Here is a 15,226-nt window from a genome sequence, read left to right as displayed (position 1 = left end):
TAATTATACAATTCTTAAAATAAGTTTAAGAAGTAAAGATGTTAATCAATCACTTAAGCCAACAAATTTACAATGATATTTCACAAACCATCTCTAAAGAGGCCGTTTTAGAAAAATCAAACAACGTGAACTCATTAGAACAAAACGATGATATTAACGCCAGCTTACCCTCTGAATATATTCCTGATTCTCAACTGAGTGAAAAGGAGTTATTACATAGAAAACTCTTTGAAACCATACTCAATGCATTTGCCACTCAAAGCTTATCTCAAGAAGAGAGAAACAACAAATCAGAAAAAGAGTTAGAAGAAGCAAAACAAAAAATGAAAGATTATATGAAAGAGATAAAAAGCATAAACAACTCTAATGGACTAAATGAACTCTTTAAACAACATGAAAAAAAAGCTTTTGAATAAGCGAACAAACATTACGCTTGATGATTTTAAAAATCTGTTTAAATCACAAAGAGAGAGTTACGAAGAGCTCTTTTCAACACGACAAACGGAAAACTCCAATTTCTCAATATCAAACAATTATCAAACAAATAATCATATGAAACAATGGATATTAATATAATTTGATGCGCATAATTGTTGTCAGAAGTTAAAAAATAAGCTCAAATAATAACGCCAAAACAGCAGGAAATTATTCTGAGTAATTAAATGCCGTAATCACGTTCTACCTTCGATATACGAGTTTTGAATGATGAATACCATTTTTGGTGTCCAAGCATTTGAGCTTCTTGATGTTGCGTATTTGCTTTCCACTGTTTGATGGACTCAAGGTCAGACCAATATGAAACGGTAATTCCAACATCCTCTCTTGCAGACTCTATCCCTAAAAAACCGGGTTGTTTTAAAGCCAATTCAATCATTCGATTCGCCATTTGGTCATAACCATTATCCCCTTCAGTACGGTGAGATGTAAAAATCACTGCGTAGTAAGGAGGTTTTGGTGTATCAGCGATAAGAGACATTTTTAATCCTTTTTTCCCATTTGCATTATTTTCCTATACAGTGCCTAACGCTTCATTCACTGGCTCGTTCAGTGCAATACTTGGTTAGCACCAAGCCCTTTACCCATAAAAATCGATGAATCTGGGCATAAACTCAAAAATTGCTGAGTCTCAATGATGGCGCTTGGAGCCTTAGAACGAGGTAACTTCTCGTAGCCCAATTTTTCAAAGAAACCATTAGCCGTAGTCGTAAGAAGATATAACGCTTTTAGATTAAAACGAGTTGCCCACTCTTCTGAAAATCTTACAAGTTTCTGTCCAAGACCATTACCTCTATGTGCTGCAGAAATCGCGAGTGAACGAAGAAGTCCGTAATCACCTCGTACCTCAACCCCTATGACACCCAAAAGCTCACTCTCTTGACGAAAGCCAAAAAAACAGACATCCCCATTATCTAACAAATCAGCAACTGGCAAGTCACAAGCAACCAAGAGATCCCTAACTTCTTGGCTATAAGCAATTTGTTCCATAAAATTCTCCCTAAACACTGACGGTGTATTAATCATAAATTATATATATAAAAATCTTAAATTAATGATATAAATAACGTCATAAATGTTGTTTTATTAAATATATGCTCATCCCAACAATAGGATACAAAAAAATTATATACTCAAAAAAGTTGAAGAGTTTAAAAAGCTTTCGTCAGAAAATTTCTGCAGATTTTGCCAAAGGTTAACATGGATTTCGACCAATAAGTTCTTTTGGACTCATAATTCCAAGGAGCTGTAAGTCTGAACAACATTGGGAAAGTCGGTCAATTTATATGTTCTGTCACGATTAACTTTTAGTTGAGAAATAAATTAACCGCAGGGTAATTTATTTCTCTCCAATGATTTGTTATACGTAGATCGCTTAGCAACCACAAACAATTGTTTTACCTTCAGTTCCATTTTTACCATCAGTCGTATAACCGTCTCTTTTCCACCAATCTAACCCTCCTAATAATTCCTTAACATTAAAACCTAGTGTAGCTAATTTTAACGCACCTTTTGTAGATGCATTACAACCGATTCCATCGCAATAAGTAATATATAGCTTAGTTCTATCCAAGTTTTTAGTTGTTTTCTCAGACATAGTTCTGTGAGGTATGCTAATTGCAGATGGAATATGTTCTATTTCATATACCTCATTTGCACGGGTATCTACAATAACTAAATTTTCACCATTTTTCAATGCTTCTGATAAATCCCACGAATCCATTTCGTACCCTAATTTTGCTTCATAAAATTCAACTTGGTTCATTAGCTTTCCTTCTTTTACGTGTTTAACGTTTAAAATGAGCCAATGAATTGCCCGCAGGGTAATTTATTGGCTCCAGTGATTTGTTAGGAGTGTGCCTTGTCTGCAAACTCAACTACCTTTAATAGATACGCTCTTTTTTTCATAGATAATGAGCTATCATTGCTCATTTTCAAAGCAAAATCTCGTACAGATTTGTGTTGTTTGCAATTTGATTTGAATGACCATGTAGCAGCACCTATAATTAGTAATTTAGAAACGTTATCTTTTCCAGGTAACTCTTCACCAGCATATAACAGTATTTTATGTAAATATTTTTCATCACCAGTAGCAAAATAACTTGCCCACCACATATCGAGTTTAGTTGGATTTACAGCATTATCATCATTTATAAACTTTGCTAACCTCGATTTTCCTTGAAGAATTTCAAGTGCTTGTTTTTTTAAAAATGTGTCTTGAATAGACCAATTGTATTTTTCAGAAATTCGAGCTATCATTAAGGCAACTATAGTATCAGTGTGTCTTTTTGAAGACTTTAGTTGTTGTTCAAAACTTGATGCTCTTTTTTGAAACTCAATATAATTTTTTTCCGTTGAGTTTAAATAAAAATATGACATTTGTTTGCCAAACTTTTGCATCTCGTTAGCATGGCAAAGATTTACCATAAAGAAAACAAATAAAAATATTGCGATTTTTTTCATAAAATATTCCCAACTATTCATTGATTGTACATTATATAAATAAAGTACTTAAATCTGCTCGTTTAGTATATATTGTTGTAGTTATACTTTTATGAATATTTTATATTGATATATTGAACTTTAACATGCATTATATATGTTAAAAGGGATAAAATCTGGGAACACTATATATAATTAACTATATAGCCTGCCCAGAATTTTTGAAGTTAAAAAATCTTTTTGTTTTCCATTGGGTATAGATTTATGATTAAATATCATCTTTCCCAATAAACTCTTTTTCATCTACATTTTTTACAATCACTTTAGCTATGCCGTCTGTTTCATCTGCAACAGTTTTTGTTTGATTTGAAATATTTGCATTTTCTTGAGTTTTAGCATCTAATGAATTGACAGCATCATTAATTTGTTCAATTCCAGATTGTTGTTCTTTTGTTGCAACTTCTACTTCTGAAATAAGCTCAATGGTTTTTAAAATATTCCCATTTAAACCTTGGTAACCATCTATCATTCTTGTAGCAATCTCTTTTCCATTGTTCGTTTTATTTATTGCAGATTCAACTAAAGATTTAATTTCATTTGCAGATTCAGCACTTCTTGAAGCTAAATTTCTTACTTCTTGTGCAACAACGGCAAATCCTTTTCCAGCTTCTCCTGCTGTTGCTGCTTCAACTGCTGCATTTAAAGACAATATATTTGTTTGAAATGCAATTTGATCAATAACAGCAATAGCCTCACTAATAGCAGAAACTTGATTATCAATTTCATTCATTGAAGTAACTGTTTCTTCGGCTAAACTTTTACCTTCATTTGCAGAGCTAGTTAATTCTTTAGCATAATCTGCCATCTTTAGAACGTTTGTAGTATTTTGCTTAATATTACAGGTAATCTCTTCCAAAGAAGCTGCTGTCTCTTCTAAAGAAGCTGCTGAAGTATTTGAATTTTTATTTAAAACATTTACATTTTCAAGCAGTACTTTACTGCTTTTGGCAAGAACTAAACCTGTTTTTTTATTTTCAACAAGCATTTCGTTTATTATATTTGCAAAATTATTTAAGCCTTTCTCTACTTTTCCTGTATCATTTTGAATTCTATGTCTAAAATCTAAATTTTGATATGAATTCAGTGCATCTAATATTTTATTTAAATCATCACTGATATTTACAGACAAAATTTCAAGCATTTCATTAATAATAACTTTAAGCTCATTTAAACTTTCATCTTTTGAATTTTTAGTAATAGTTTGTTTAATTCTACCCTCTTTTACATGCTCAACAACATCTTTAACTTCATCAATTAAAGCAACATCTTCATCTAATTTAATTTTAATAGTTGATATATTCTCATTAATCTGTTTCGACATGACGCCAAATTCATCGTTAGAATTGATTTTAATTTGTTCGGTCGATGATGTTTCTTTATTTAAATAGCTAAAAAAAGAGCTCAATCCATTTGTGATATTTTTTAAATTTCTATCTAAAACTCTTGTATTAAAAGCAATAACAATACCAATTAAAACAAAACTGATAATACCTGAAATGATTGAAAACCATTTAATATAAATGGTGCTTTCCAGATACTCTTCTATAGGAACAGATAATATTAAACCCCAAAAAACACCCGTTCTTTCAATTTGAAAAGGGATTGCAATAAACTCAGACATAAGATTAGTTCTCTCATCTATCTCTTTGTAAATTAGCTCTTTATTCTCATACAGTTTTTTAGGTAAATCAAGAAGAAATTTATTTTTTGTAATCTCGTTTATATTTTTGCTTAAAAGTTTTAAATCTGGATATCCAACAATGGTACCCTCTTGTGTAATTAAACTTGCATAACCATTTTTAAATATTTTAAGGTCTCTTATTCTCTCAGACATTTTCTTTAAAGCTATATCAACCCCAACAGTACCAATAAATTCACCGTTATAATATACTGGATGTGCCGCAGCTGTTATCAATGTTTGAACACCATTTATTGGATAAAAATATGGTTTAGTAATAAACTCTTTTCCAGATTCTCTTGGTCCATCTACCCATGGTCTATCTGGATAGTTTTCATCTGCACCAGGAAGTACACTTATTTTACCATCCACATTTACAATAAAAGGTGCAAATCTTCCATCTTTATCATGTCCATCTATATTTGCCAATGTTGAATCGGTTTTAAATAATATTCCCCCATTTATCTCTACCCATAGTCCAAATACTTCCGTATTTTTCAGAAGCATGTTTTTCATTACTTCTCTAATATCTTCTTTTTTAAGATTTTGTTTATTTTTCAATGCAACTTCAAAATATGAAGCAAATCCACGAGAAATAACAACCGCTTTATTTAATAAATCTTTTGATTTTTGAACATTAATATCTGCAATACTGTCCATATATAACTCAGCAGTTTCTTTACTGTTTTTAAATGACTTATCTTGTATTAAATATGTAGAAATCGCTGATGAAACTAAAACTACTCCCATAATACTTAAAAACAGACGTTTTGAAAAACTTAGCCCCTTTTTCATTTTTTCCCCTTATGTATAAAAAACCTTATTTACTCTATGATAAATTTCAAAGTAGTATAAAGTACAATTTAGTAAAGACAAGAATATTATCAAACTAAAAACTATATATTTGTACTATATCATAAATTTAGCGTATTATAGGGAATAAGTAGCTTTTTTAAATGAGAAAAATTAACTTTAACGCCTTGACCTTTAGAATGTATATTTCCTAAATAAAAACAAGCGGGTGCATCTTTTGCACAACAAGTTTTATTAAATTTTATTTTTTATTATCTCTTATATCAATTAAATCTCAATATATCCTTCGAGATACTTAATGGCTTTACCAAGTAACACTACACTTTCATCTGAAACTGAACACAGTAAAAGACCACCTCTTTTTGAAGCTTGAAAAGCTTTTAGCTCATTTTTATTTAACTTTTCTGCCCAATAAGGTGCAAGGCCTGTATGAATAGAACCTGTTACAGGATCCTCTTTCCCACCATTTGCAGGCCAAAAATATCTTGATATAAAATCATATTCAACACTTTTTGCTGTAACAACAATATCATAAGGTGCTAATTTTTTTAACTCTTCAAGATTTGGTTCTACTTTATAAACATCTTCTTCATTGTTGTATATGGCAAAATAAGCTTGTTGATTTAAGAGGACTTCATTTGGAGCAATAGATAATCCTTTTATCAATTCAGTAGGAATATCCAAAAGCTCTTTGGGTTTTCTGTTTGGGAATACCATTTTAATGTAATTGTCTTTTTCTTGCGTAACTTTAAGGCTTCCAACTGCTTTTGCAATAAATTCAATCTTCTTAAGTGAGTTATTTTCTTCAAATAAAACAAAAGCAGAAGCTAACGTAGCATGACCACAAAAATCAATTTCATTTAGAGGAGAAAACCAACGAATTTCATAACGGTTATTAGTAGTATTTTTTATAAATGCCGTTTCTGAGAGATTGTTTTCTGTTGCAATTGATTGCATTAATTCTGTAGATAACCATTCTTCCAAAAGTACTACAGCTGCATAATTTCCTGTAAATATTTTATCTGTAAATGCATCAATTTGATATATCTTTAATTTCATTATAATCCTTTTTTAAGATGACGTTTAAGTTGAGGTTTCAAGGTAATTTATTGGCTCTTCTGATTTGTGATTACATTTTTATTATGGACTTTATAATTTAATATCAGAATATTAATTTTCATTTATGAAAATCTCTTTGTATTGATACCTTTTTGCATAACACTGTGCTGTCTAGCATGGCGTAGCCACATTGGGAACAACAAATATTTAAAAGCCGATTCCTTAGCTAATATCCGTGAGTTTTATAATCGAACCGTCTTTAAATACAAATTCAGACTTTCCCTTTAAATTTATTGTATCTCCAGCCTTCGGAGCGTCAGGGATGTCAGATGCAAATTCCCCGACATAGTCGATTTCAATAACAGCCACATCCTTGTTGTATTGATAATTTGTAACACTTTGACAACGGGATTTAAAAATCATTTTTGCTTGTTCAGCTACTACACGCAACTCAGAAATTCAAAGTATCGCAAGTATACCCTTGTTCACTTCTAGGATTTGTTATGTTTACTCCAAAAATTAAAAATATAATTGATTGATAAACATATTATAAACAAAAATATTGCAAAAAATCCAATTACAATTGGCCATGTTGCCACATACAAGTGTGATGCACCATGATAAAATTCTGGACGCTCACGAATAAATAAAAAGAATATCCATAATACTAAACTAATTAATAAAATTAAATCTGATGCAACTTGATAAATATTTATATTTTTGATTATACATTTTAGTTTTAATGATATTAAATATGAGACTAATGATGGTAATGAAGTTACTATACCTATTAATATTATCAGTGAGAGCATTTTAAAATTAAAATTTATAGTTTCATGATCAAGATAAAAATTTACTGCACCCATCACACTTAAAACTAAGATAGTTAATAACCTGTTAATTTTCATTTATTATCCTAAAATATAACGGTTGAGTTGAGAAATATTTGAGCCACAGGGTCAAATATTTCTCTCCAATGATTTGTTATATGCTAAGTTAATTCTTTCATTGAAGTAACTTTATTTTGTTGATACTCTTCTGTTAAATTATATATTCTACCTAATTTTTGAGAAGAAGAAATAAAACTAATAAATGTACAAAGTTCTGATATCTCTTTATCTGTAAATTCTTCTTTTAATAGTTCAAAATGTTTATTACTTATATCTTTATGATTTATTGAAAATATTTGTGCAAATGCTATTGCAAGATTTATTTTTTCATCAGTTTGATAAGGATCTACTTTACCACCCTTAACCATACAATATTCACATTCATTTTCAAAAGCTATAGTTCTTCTAACTTGTTCTAATAATTCAGTTGATAATGAAGATGATGTAAATAATGTTACTTCTAATTCATTCCATTTATCTAAAATATTTTTATTATGCCCAATAAGTTTTTCAAATGCTGAGTTACCATAGTTAGAAAGTTTTATTCTTGTCATTTATCTTTCCTTATATTTTTATTTCTAGTGCATATAACGGTTGAACGCACCAATATGAGGCACGCGTGCGGGTCTCATATTGATGTGGCGTGATTTGTTATGTGTTGCCTCTTTTTGCAAGATTTTATCTTGATACCTTTGAACTTTATAAAACCATAATATAAATCCTATGATACTAATGATCAGAAAAAATGGTGAACCATAGTTTCTTGCATTTTGATAGAATTCATAATTCTCAGAAGAAACTATCAGTTTTGTACCCTCAATTTCTAGTAAATATAGATATTTCCTTTTTAGGAGTTCCATCTCTAAGTTAGGTTTATTTTTAGCAAAACCTTCAATCAATTCATAAAGACGCTCATTTTGTACTTTGGCGTGTTTGACAATTTCTAGTTGAACTTGACTTTTCATATAGTCGGCATACAAAAATAGACTCGTAGATAATATGAGCCCAAAAATTGCTATGAATTTATATAAATTATCTGTTGGGACGTTTGGCATACTTAATTGCATTATTCTTTCTCCACATAACGCCTAAAGTGAGGAACAGGGCGATTTAACGGCTTGATAGTTTGCTAGTTTAAGTATCTAAGTACGACACTTAAAAGGTCGAACCATCGCCATGGTAGCCTTGTTTCTCCTCCTCTGATTTGTTATGAGATGGTAATTAAACCTTTATGCTCATAAGTTTTTTCTTTGCTTGCTCTATCTTTTCTTTTTTCTTTAATTCATCTAACTTTTCATCAAGAATAATTTCAATACCAACTCTTAATGAATCAAAATGGTCAAGACAAGTTTTTTCATCTAACTCATGTATTCCTTTACTTAAAATTGAATACATAGATTTATGTTCTACTAAAAAATCTGGTAAATGAGTAGATAATAATCCAATTTTTTGATCCATTCTTGATTTTTTATAACTCTCTTCATCAACCGTACCATCACTTTTACACATAGTGTAAGCATCTTCAATCAAGTACTCAAATATTCTTCTTAGATAAACAAATGAACCAATTCCAACACCATTAGCAGCTAGTCCAATAGCACGTGTAAATTCTTTTAATTTATCAGTTGATAGCAATTTTTTATATTGTTTTATTTCTGAAATATGGAAATCAGCTATAGAGGGATATTGACCAATTTTCATAAGCATGTGTGTACTTGGGTTCTTATAAATAAAGTAGTGAAAAATATCATCAGTTCTTTTACATTTTATTTTCACAATTCCGTATCCAGTAAAAGTACTGTTACTACCAATTAAATCTGTGGTAACAGTAAAAGTTGAATCAACTTGTTTCCAAGGATTATATCCTTCAAATTCATAAGATACTGTTTTGTCTACTATTGCTTTGAATTCTGTTACATTTTCTTTATTAATTTCAATTGGTGTGTAAATTGGTATATCAAAAAAGAATTTACTTACTGTTAGTTGCATATATTTTTACCTTTATATTAATCTCATAACGGTTGAGTTGAGAAATAAATTAACCGCAGGGTAATTTATTTCTCTCCAAGGTTTTGTTAGAGGTTCTTTAAAATTTAATTGTGCTTGTTATTGCAAAATTATACATTCTCCAATAACAAGCACTTTGTTGAAATCCAACTTCTTTTAACCAATCAAAATGATTAGATAAAATAATTGGAAAATCTTTTTCAATATGTTTTTCATACCAAAACTCTGGGTTTTCACCTTGCTCTTTCATAAACTGTTTCCAAAGAGAATATTGATTTTCTCTAACCTCTTTATCTTCATCTATGATAATATCATTTGAGATATAAACTGCATTTTGATTTGCACTATTAAAAAGTTTTTGATAAAAAACTTTTCTCTCTTCCCAATTTAGATGATGTAGTGTCATACCTGTTAAAATTATATCGTATGATTTTCCAATTGAATCTATTTTATAATCCCCTTGGATCAATTCATAGTTTTTTGTATATTTTGATATTTTTTGTTCGTAAGCATCTAGCATTTCAGTAGTAATATCAAATCCAGTGATATGTGAATTTGGAAGTTTTTTTAAAACAATTTCAGACAATATACCATTACCACAACCTAAATCCAATACTCTATAGTTTTTATTTTTATCGTTTGGTAGTAAGTTAGATATGATTTTGTGTTGTTCTAAATATTGTGGAACCAATCTTATCATCAATGCTTCATAATCAGAAGCTTGTTTTGCGAAATGTTCTTGTATATTTATATCTTTCATTTTATCCTCTAACGTTAAAATGAGCCGATGAATTGCCCGCAGGGTAAATTATTGGCTCCTCGTATCTGTTATGTGTTAATCATATGCCTGCTGTCTATGTTTAAAATCAACAACTGCAATAATTAGTTTATCATTTTCTATAAGATAAAAGAGTCTATAATTTCCAATTCTATATCTGTAGTACCCTTCAAGGTCATCTTTTAACTTTTTAATATTAGAACCATAGAAAGGATTTTCTCTAAGTTGAGGATACACAAAGTTCTTAATTTTTGAATATAACTTCTTATCTATTTTCTTTTTAACTTTTTCAAAAGTTTTAGTTTCAGCAATTTGGTACTTAGACAATGGTGTAATCACCATTTTTAAAGTCATCTAAACCATTCATTAGGTTTTTAACTAAATCTTCATCTTTTAAAATTTCAGTCATTTCATCATTTTCAACAAACTGAGATGATGTTAAATATTGAACTGTTGCAAATTCTATAAAATTAGAAAGATTTCTTTTTTGACCTTCTGCAGCAAGCTTAATCATATCGTAGACAGAATCATCCACTCTCATTGTAACTGTTTTCATAAAAGTCCTTTGAATATTAATCTTACTTATTATATTCAATTTTATTCATTTTGTCAACTTATTACTATGTCACATAACGACCGACTTAAATGACAATAACCATTAAAACAGTTCGTTTATTTCTTTTTGCAACCACTAGATATAATAGCTATTTGAAGCTTGAAAATTTGATAGGGTTACTTGTTCCTTTTCTAGGCTTTGTTAGTACTTTTTTATTTTATCTACAAATTTATAATTTAAATATCCATTCTTTTGATGAATATTAATATATTGATTTTTAGAAAATAAATTATAATATGATTTAGTCACTTGTATTTTTCTTATTCCCTGTACATTATTCCAGTCTTTTATATGTAAATAATATGCTGCGCTACTTTTTCCACTTTGATTTTTAGTTTTATCCAAAATTTTAACTTTATATTGTTTTGATTTCGATTGATTAAATTCAATATTTAAATTTCTTAATACAATAGCTGATGAGGATATGGCACCAAAGTATCCAATTGATATTAAATGAATTAAAACTAAATGTGTCCTCGCACTACCTTTAAATAAAAATAACATAAAAATTATTAATATAAATATAATTCCTGTGCCTGCTAAAATAGAATCTATTAATAACTCTTTTCTATCTATAATAAATGGTAATTTAACGAAAGAAAGAACATTTATTTGAAATAAACCATTTATTGCTAATCCTATACTAATAGAGAAAAAAATATAATATTTTAGTCTAAAAGGGTCTTTTTTAGAGGTGATGTTACTTGTTTCTTTATTTAATTCATTATTAAAATTAACAAGTAAAGGAATAAATTGAGAAGATATTTTTGAAATAATATTTCTGTCAAATTCTTTAGAAGGTTTAAATTCTATCCATAACTGACCTACTTTATTATGTATTTGCATTATTTTACAATTATAAGTATTATCAAATGATAATATTTTTAAAATAATATTAGTTATTTCTTGATTTTTGGAAAGTTGATGATGTAAATAAGTATCATCAGATATTATATAAATACTATCATCAAATTCAATATTGCCAGATTGAAATTCATAAGATATCCTAATTCTTTTGAAAAACCTATCAATTGAATTTTCTTTTTTTAATGAATAATCATATCCTTCTATACCATTTATTCCAAGTAATAATCGCATTACTTTACCTTTATGACTTATGATTTTATATTTATATGATATATCATTATAGGTTTCATCTATTCCTTTCCATGATTTCTTAGGTAGGATATAGATGAAGTACATGATAAAATTAAATAACGAAATAAATCCAAAAATAAACCACATATGTAATTTTTCCTTTTGTACTAACGCTTCGCATCACCGGCAGCGAAAAGCAGAGCGAGGAACGAGCGGCGCTTTTTGCTGTCCGAGTGCATGCGATTGTTAGATGCGCTTCTCTGCATTTGCATGTGCCATTTGCATTTTGTGCACCTTATTGACAATGCCTATTACAATAAGACTCAGAGGAATGCCTGTGACATCAGAAAGCTGCGTGACTATATTCGCAGCCATAAGCTCGTTAATTTCTTCTGCTCGCATTGCCAACCGAAAAGAAGCATTCCCAAACATATTGGATACAATCCAAAAAAACCACCACCAAGGCAACATTGACGAAACGGACTGGGTTTTCCAGTTCTGAGGATCAGAACTTGCCTTCCATATCTCTTTCATGGCTTGGTATGGTTTCCATAGATTGGCAATTGGAATGAAATACCAACCTATAGACCACCCTGGCGTGAATGTCATCTCTGTTGCGCCAATCTGGCGTGCGTTGTAGTTGGCACGATATATCCATTTCAATATCAAAATCCCTGATATGACGAATATTATGAACTGGATAATTCCAACCATGCCTTGCCGGGCATCACTTGCTTCTCCGGCAGCCACAGCTGATTCTTGTGAGGTATAAACCCCGCTCTCAAAGTCTGAAAGCAGTTGATATTCGAGCGTTCCCGAAATTATGGCGATAACGGCAATGACCACCTGTGCATATAGAAACCATTTCGTCCATTTCGTTAAGTCTGTTGGATTCTTGAATTCAGTTCGTTGTTCTTCCGCCATTTGGGTCTCCTTATGCATCTAACGTTTGAGTTGAGAAATATTTGAGCCGCAGGGTCAAATATTTCTCTCCAATGATTTGTTAGCTTTTTATGTTAGCTGTTGCTCATGTTCTGCTAAAAACAATAAATTAGTTGCAGTTAAATGCAACATATAACTTGTAATTTCAGCCGTAACTTGAATTGGTTGAACCCCTTGACCATGTCCAGAATTTTTATTTCGTATTGTTGGAACTCCACTTTCAAATAATTGTTGGAGTGATGAAAATTGTGTTTGTAAATATGTCGGAATCAAATTATTATCAAAACATATTTTTATTAATTTTTTTGATGTGTCATTTTGATTATATGTCCAATTATGCTTATCACAAATTGTTTTCATTGTACTTTCAAATGATTTAAGGCATTCATTTAAACATTCTTTATATCTTTTATGTCGATAGTGTTCATGAGCTTTTAAAAACTCTTCATTAGCCCCTTTGTATAAAGAATTGTTTAATATTTTTAAAGTTGGTTTTACAACTTCTGAGTGAATAAATTTAGAGTCAATTTTAATTGCTTCACCTGATTCAAATGAATATCCGATAGCATTTTCTTTAAACCTTTCATTGAGTTCAATAATTGCATCATTAATCATTCTACTATGAGTATCATGATGTTTATATTTTTCTTTTAATACAAGATAAAAGTATCTGTAAAATAGTTCAATTATATCCAGTGCTTTTTGATAATCATTAGTTTTTAATAAAAAATCAAATATTGCTTCTTCATTATTTTGTGCATATTCTTTTAATGTAAAGACACCATATTCTTTGCATAATACTTTATGAATCTCCAAGTAAATATTATCTTTACTATAATGTTCTGTATCAATAACTTCTCTAAAAATATGAATTGCTTGAACTTTTAAATTGGATGGAATACTTTCATATTCATATACATCAACAGTATCGTTATCTAATTTTTTTTGTCTTTTTGAAAATATATTAAAAACACCAAGCATCAATATCCTTTTTTAAGCTAACTATTTATTGAACATACATTATATAAATTTATTACTTAAATAGCTCAATAACACAACATTATCCGTAAGCCCCTATAAATAGGATATTTATATAAAAATATTACAAAATGAAATATTTTTTAAGTATATTTTAATTTTATATTATCATCTCAATGTAAGCTTTTTATCTAAATAACAGTAATAAACATACATTTTGTATGTTATTTGGAATAAATCGTGATAATACTACATTTTAGGAGATATAAAATGGGTAAAAAATTACTTGATATTATGAGAGATAAGATAAGATTTAAACACTATAGTATGAGTACTGAGAGAGTTTATATTTACTGGACTAAAAAATATATACTTTTCCATAACAAAAGACATCCTAAAGACATGGGTAAAATTGAAATTGAACAATTCTTAACAAACTTAGCAACTGTACAAAAAGTAAGTCCAACAACTCAAAATCAAGCATTTAACGCTATTTTATTTTTATATCGTGAAATATTGAATATTTCAATGCAAGACCAAAACATTCAAGCTTTAAGAGCGCAAGAAAGGAAACATATACCAGTGGTATTAACAATTAATGAAGTTAGAAAAATTATATCAAATATGTCAGGTATCTATCAACTTATAGTCAAACTTATGTATGGCTGTGGCTTAAGAATGAAAGAAGTCCAAAATATAAGAATTAAAGATATAGATTTCGGATATGACAAAATCTATATTTGGGACAGCAAGTCTCTCAAAGATAGAACTTTACCACTTCCTTTGAAAATAAAAGAGGAGCTTAAAATACAAGTACAAAAAGTAAAAGAACTACACCAAAAAGATTTGCAAGATGGTTTTGGAAGTGTATATATCCCTTATGCGCTAGAGCGAAAATTTCCCAAAGCTAAATTTGAACCAAAATGGCAGTATATTTTTCCTATGGATAAAATCTCAACAGACCCTAGAAGTGGGGAAAAAAGAAGACATCACATTTTGGATGTAACTTTAAGTAGAAATATTAAAAATGCTGTAACAAAATCTAATATAGACAAAAGAATTACAGCTCATATTTTTAGACACTCTTATGCAACTCATCTTTTACAAAATGGCACAGACATACGAAGTATCCAAGAGCTTTTAGGACATAAATCAATAGAAACAACGATGATATATACACATGTGGTAAAAGAGCTAAATAAAAATGAGATACGAAGTCCATTGGATTTTTAAAATAAAACGGGGAAAAGCTTTCGTTAGAAAATTGTTCTAACCTCGAATAAAGCTGTGAAAAGCGATAGATTTTGTTTAGATTGTGCTAGATTTAGGTGAAGATGTACTAAAAGTACCTCGAACCTAAATCTAGTGCA

Annotated in this window: 20 protein-coding genes; 3 read left to right on the top strand and 17 right to left on the bottom strand. The window is 29.5% G+C overall.

What is annotated here, in order from left to right; all coding sequences use genetic code 11:
- Window positions 1–38: 38 nt before the first annotated feature.
- The gene (locus tag ACNI3C_RS09525) at window positions 39–416 is read left to right on the top strand and encodes a hypothetical protein (protein WP_419769573.1); all 378 of its coding nucleotides are present in this window, start codon (window positions 39–41) and stop codon (window positions 414–416) included.
- Window positions 409–576: a hypothetical protein gene (locus ACNI3C_RS09520; RefSeq protein ID WP_419769572.1), complete on the top strand. Its 168-nt coding sequence runs from the start codon at window positions 409–411 to the stop codon at window positions 574–576. Before ACNI3C_RS09525 ends, ACNI3C_RS09520 begins: the two co-directional genes overlap by 8 nt.
- A gap of 82 nt (window positions 577–658) precedes the next feature.
- Here ACNI3C_RS09520 and ACNI3C_RS09515 read toward each other — a convergent pair whose 3' ends face one another.
- From ACNI3C_RS09515 to ACNI3C_RS09435, 17 genes are all read right to left on the bottom strand, one after another.
- On the bottom strand, window positions 659–976 hold the full coding sequence (locus ACNI3C_RS09515; protein ID WP_419769571.1) for an antibiotic biosynthesis monooxygenase family protein: 318 nt from the start codon (window positions 974–976) through the stop codon (window positions 659–661).
- 68 nt (window positions 977–1,044) lie between these two features.
- Window positions 1,045–1,485 (bottom strand): arsenic resistance N-acetyltransferase ArsN2, encoded by a 441-nt coding sequence (gene arsN2, locus ACNI3C_RS09510; RefSeq protein WP_419769570.1) that lies wholly within the window; start codon window positions 1,483–1,485, stop codon window positions 1,045–1,047.
- Between the two features lie 385 nt (window positions 1,486–1,870).
- A complete protein-coding gene (locus ACNI3C_RS09505) occupies window positions 1,871–2,260 on the bottom strand; it encodes a rhodanese-like domain-containing protein (RefSeq protein ID WP_419769569.1) in 390 nt (129 codons plus the stop codon).
- Window positions 2,261–2,343: 83 nt separating this feature from the next.
- Window positions 2,344–2,958, bottom strand: coding sequence for a hypothetical protein (locus ACNI3C_RS09500; protein WP_419769568.1), 615 nt, complete (start codon window positions 2,956–2,958; stop codon window positions 2,344–2,346).
- A gap of 247 nt (window positions 2,959–3,205) precedes the next feature.
- Window positions 3,206–5,470 (bottom strand): methyl-accepting chemotaxis protein, encoded by a 2,265-nt coding sequence (locus ACNI3C_RS09495; protein WP_419769567.1) that lies wholly within the window; start codon window positions 5,468–5,470, stop codon window positions 3,206–3,208.
- 285 nt (window positions 5,471–5,755) lie between these two features.
- Entirely contained in the window at window positions 5,756–6,547 is a 792-nt protein-coding gene (locus tag ACNI3C_RS09490; RefSeq protein ID WP_419769566.1) for a PhzF family phenazine biosynthesis protein, read from the bottom strand.
- A 222-nt stretch (window positions 6,548–6,769) separates the two neighbouring features.
- Entirely contained in the window at window positions 6,770–6,916 is a 147-nt protein-coding gene (locus ACNI3C_RS09485) for a hypothetical protein (protein ID WP_419769565.1), read from the bottom strand.
- A gap of 122 nt (window positions 6,917–7,038) precedes the next feature.
- Window positions 7,039–7,455, bottom strand: coding sequence for a hypothetical protein (locus tag ACNI3C_RS09480; protein WP_419769564.1), 417 nt, complete (start codon window positions 7,453–7,455; stop codon window positions 7,039–7,041).
- Between the two features lie 83 nt (window positions 7,456–7,538).
- A complete protein-coding gene (locus ACNI3C_RS09475; protein WP_013135849.1) occupies window positions 7,539–7,991 on the bottom strand; it encodes a carboxymuconolactone decarboxylase family protein in 453 nt (150 codons plus the stop codon).
- 24 nt (window positions 7,992–8,015) lie between these two features.
- A complete protein-coding gene (locus ACNI3C_RS09470) occupies window positions 8,016–8,504 on the bottom strand; it encodes a hypothetical protein (protein ID WP_419769563.1) in 489 nt (162 codons plus the stop codon).
- A gap of 154 nt (window positions 8,505–8,658) precedes the next feature.
- Entirely contained in the window at window positions 8,659–9,426 is a 768-nt protein-coding gene (locus ACNI3C_RS09465) for a hypothetical protein (RefSeq protein WP_419769562.1), read from the bottom strand.
- Window positions 9,427–9,523: 97 nt separating this feature from the next.
- A complete protein-coding gene (locus tag ACNI3C_RS09460) occupies window positions 9,524–10,204 on the bottom strand; it encodes a class I SAM-dependent methyltransferase (protein ID WP_419769561.1) in 681 nt (226 codons plus the stop codon).
- A gap of 75 nt (window positions 10,205–10,279) precedes the next feature.
- Window positions 10,280–10,576, bottom strand: coding sequence for a type II toxin-antitoxin system RelE family toxin (locus ACNI3C_RS09455; RefSeq protein ID WP_419769560.1), 297 nt, complete (start codon window positions 10,574–10,576; stop codon window positions 10,280–10,282).
- On the bottom strand, window positions 10,542–10,778 hold the full coding sequence (locus ACNI3C_RS09450) for a CopG family transcriptional regulator (RefSeq protein WP_419769559.1): 237 nt from the start codon (window positions 10,776–10,778) through the stop codon (window positions 10,542–10,544). The genes ACNI3C_RS09455 and ACNI3C_RS09450 overlap by 35 nt, the downstream gene beginning before the upstream one ends.
- 201 nt (window positions 10,779–10,979) lie before the next feature.
- A complete protein-coding gene (locus ACNI3C_RS09445) occupies window positions 10,980–12,083 on the bottom strand; it encodes a hypothetical protein (RefSeq protein WP_419769558.1) in 1,104 nt (367 codons plus the stop codon).
- A 99-nt stretch (window positions 12,084–12,182) separates the two neighbouring features.
- A complete protein-coding gene (locus tag ACNI3C_RS09440; protein WP_419769557.1) occupies window positions 12,183–12,860 on the bottom strand; it encodes a DUF4328 domain-containing protein in 678 nt (225 codons plus the stop codon).
- 87 nt (window positions 12,861–12,947) lie between these two features.
- Complete coding sequence (locus ACNI3C_RS09435; RefSeq protein WP_419769556.1) at window positions 12,948–13,859, bottom strand: abortive infection family protein; 912 nt, start codon at window positions 13,857–13,859, stop codon at window positions 12,948–12,950.
- A 267-nt stretch (window positions 13,860–14,126) separates the two neighbouring features.
- Here ACNI3C_RS09435 and ACNI3C_RS09430 point away from each other — a divergent pair, with 267 nt between their 5' ends.
- Entirely contained in the window at window positions 14,127–15,089 is a 963-nt protein-coding gene (locus ACNI3C_RS09430) for an integron integrase (RefSeq protein ID WP_419769555.1), read from the top strand.
- Window positions 15,090–15,226: the final 137 nt, after the last annotated feature.

The sequence above is a fragment of the Marinarcus sediminis (SeqCode) genome (genome assembly GCF_048571275.1).
In the GTDB taxonomy this organism is placed as follows: Bacteria; Campylobacterota; Campylobacteria; order Campylobacterales; family Arcobacteraceae; genus Marinarcus; species Marinarcus sediminis.
The sequence above is the reverse complement of the archived record's forward strand: the minus strand, read 5'-3'. Positions and strand labels throughout refer to the sequence as shown.

Excerpts from the sequence above, each read along its gene's own strand:
- ACNI3C_RS09500 (WP_419769568.1), bottom strand. The coding sequence starts at position 2,958 with ATGAAAAAAATCGCAATATTTTTATTTGTTTTCTTTATGGTAAATCTT.
- ACNI3C_RS09435 (WP_419769556.1), bottom strand. The coding sequence starts at position 13,859 with ATGCTTGGTGTTTTTAATATATTTTCAAAAAGACAAAAAAAATTAGAT.
- ACNI3C_RS09525 (WP_419769573.1), top strand. The coding sequence starts at position 39 with ATGTTAATCAATCACTTAAGCCAACAAATTTACAATGATATTTCACAA.
- ACNI3C_RS09475 (WP_013135849.1), bottom strand. The coding sequence starts at position 7,991 with ATGACAAGAATAAAACTTTCTAACTATGGTAACTCAGCATTTGAAAAA.
- ACNI3C_RS09505 (WP_419769569.1), bottom strand. The coding sequence starts at position 2,260 with ATGAACCAAGTTGAATTTTATGAAGCAAAATTAGGGTACGAAATGGAT.
- ACNI3C_RS09515 (WP_419769571.1), bottom strand. The coding sequence starts at position 976 with ATGTCTCTTATCGCTGATACACCAAAACCTCCTTACTACGCAGTGATT.
- ACNI3C_RS09480 (WP_419769564.1), bottom strand. The coding sequence starts at position 7,455 with ATGAAAATTAACAGGTTATTAACTATCTTAGTTTTAAGTGTGATGGGT.
- ACNI3C_RS09430 (WP_419769555.1), top strand. The coding sequence starts at position 14,127 with ATGGGTAAAAAATTACTTGATATTATGAGAGATAAGATAAGATTTAAA.
- ACNI3C_RS09455 (WP_419769560.1), bottom strand. The coding sequence starts at position 10,576 with ATGACTTTAAAAATGGTGATTACACCATTGTCTAAGTACCAAATTGCT.
- ACNI3C_RS09445 (WP_419769558.1), bottom strand. The coding sequence starts at position 12,083 with ATGTGGTTTATTTTTGGATTTATTTCGTTATTTAATTTTATCATGTAC.
- ACNI3C_RS09470 (WP_419769563.1), bottom strand. The coding sequence starts at position 8,504 with ATGCAATTAAGTATGCCAAACGTCCCAACAGATAATTTATATAAATTC.
- ACNI3C_RS09450 (WP_419769559.1), bottom strand. The coding sequence starts at position 10,778 with ATGAAAACAGTTACAATGAGAGTGGATGATTCTGTCTACGATATGATT.
- arsN2 (WP_419769570.1), bottom strand. The coding sequence starts at position 1,485 with ATGGAACAAATTGCTTATAGCCAAGAAGTTAGGGATCTCTTGGTTGCT.
- ACNI3C_RS09440 (WP_419769557.1), bottom strand. The coding sequence starts at position 12,860 with ATGGCGGAAGAACAACGAACTGAATTCAAGAATCCAACAGACTTAACG.
- ACNI3C_RS09495 (WP_419769567.1), bottom strand. The coding sequence starts at position 5,470 with ATGAAAAAGGGGCTAAGTTTTTCAAAACGTCTGTTTTTAAGTATTATG.
- ACNI3C_RS09490 (WP_419769566.1), bottom strand. The coding sequence starts at position 6,547 with ATGAAATTAAAGATATATCAAATTGATGCATTTACAGATAAAATATTT.
- ACNI3C_RS09465 (WP_419769562.1), bottom strand. The coding sequence starts at position 9,426 with ATGCAACTAACAGTAAGTAAATTCTTTTTTGATATACCAATTTACACA.
- ACNI3C_RS09460 (WP_419769561.1), bottom strand. The coding sequence starts at position 10,204 with ATGAAAGATATAAATATACAAGAACATTTCGCAAAACAAGCTTCTGAT.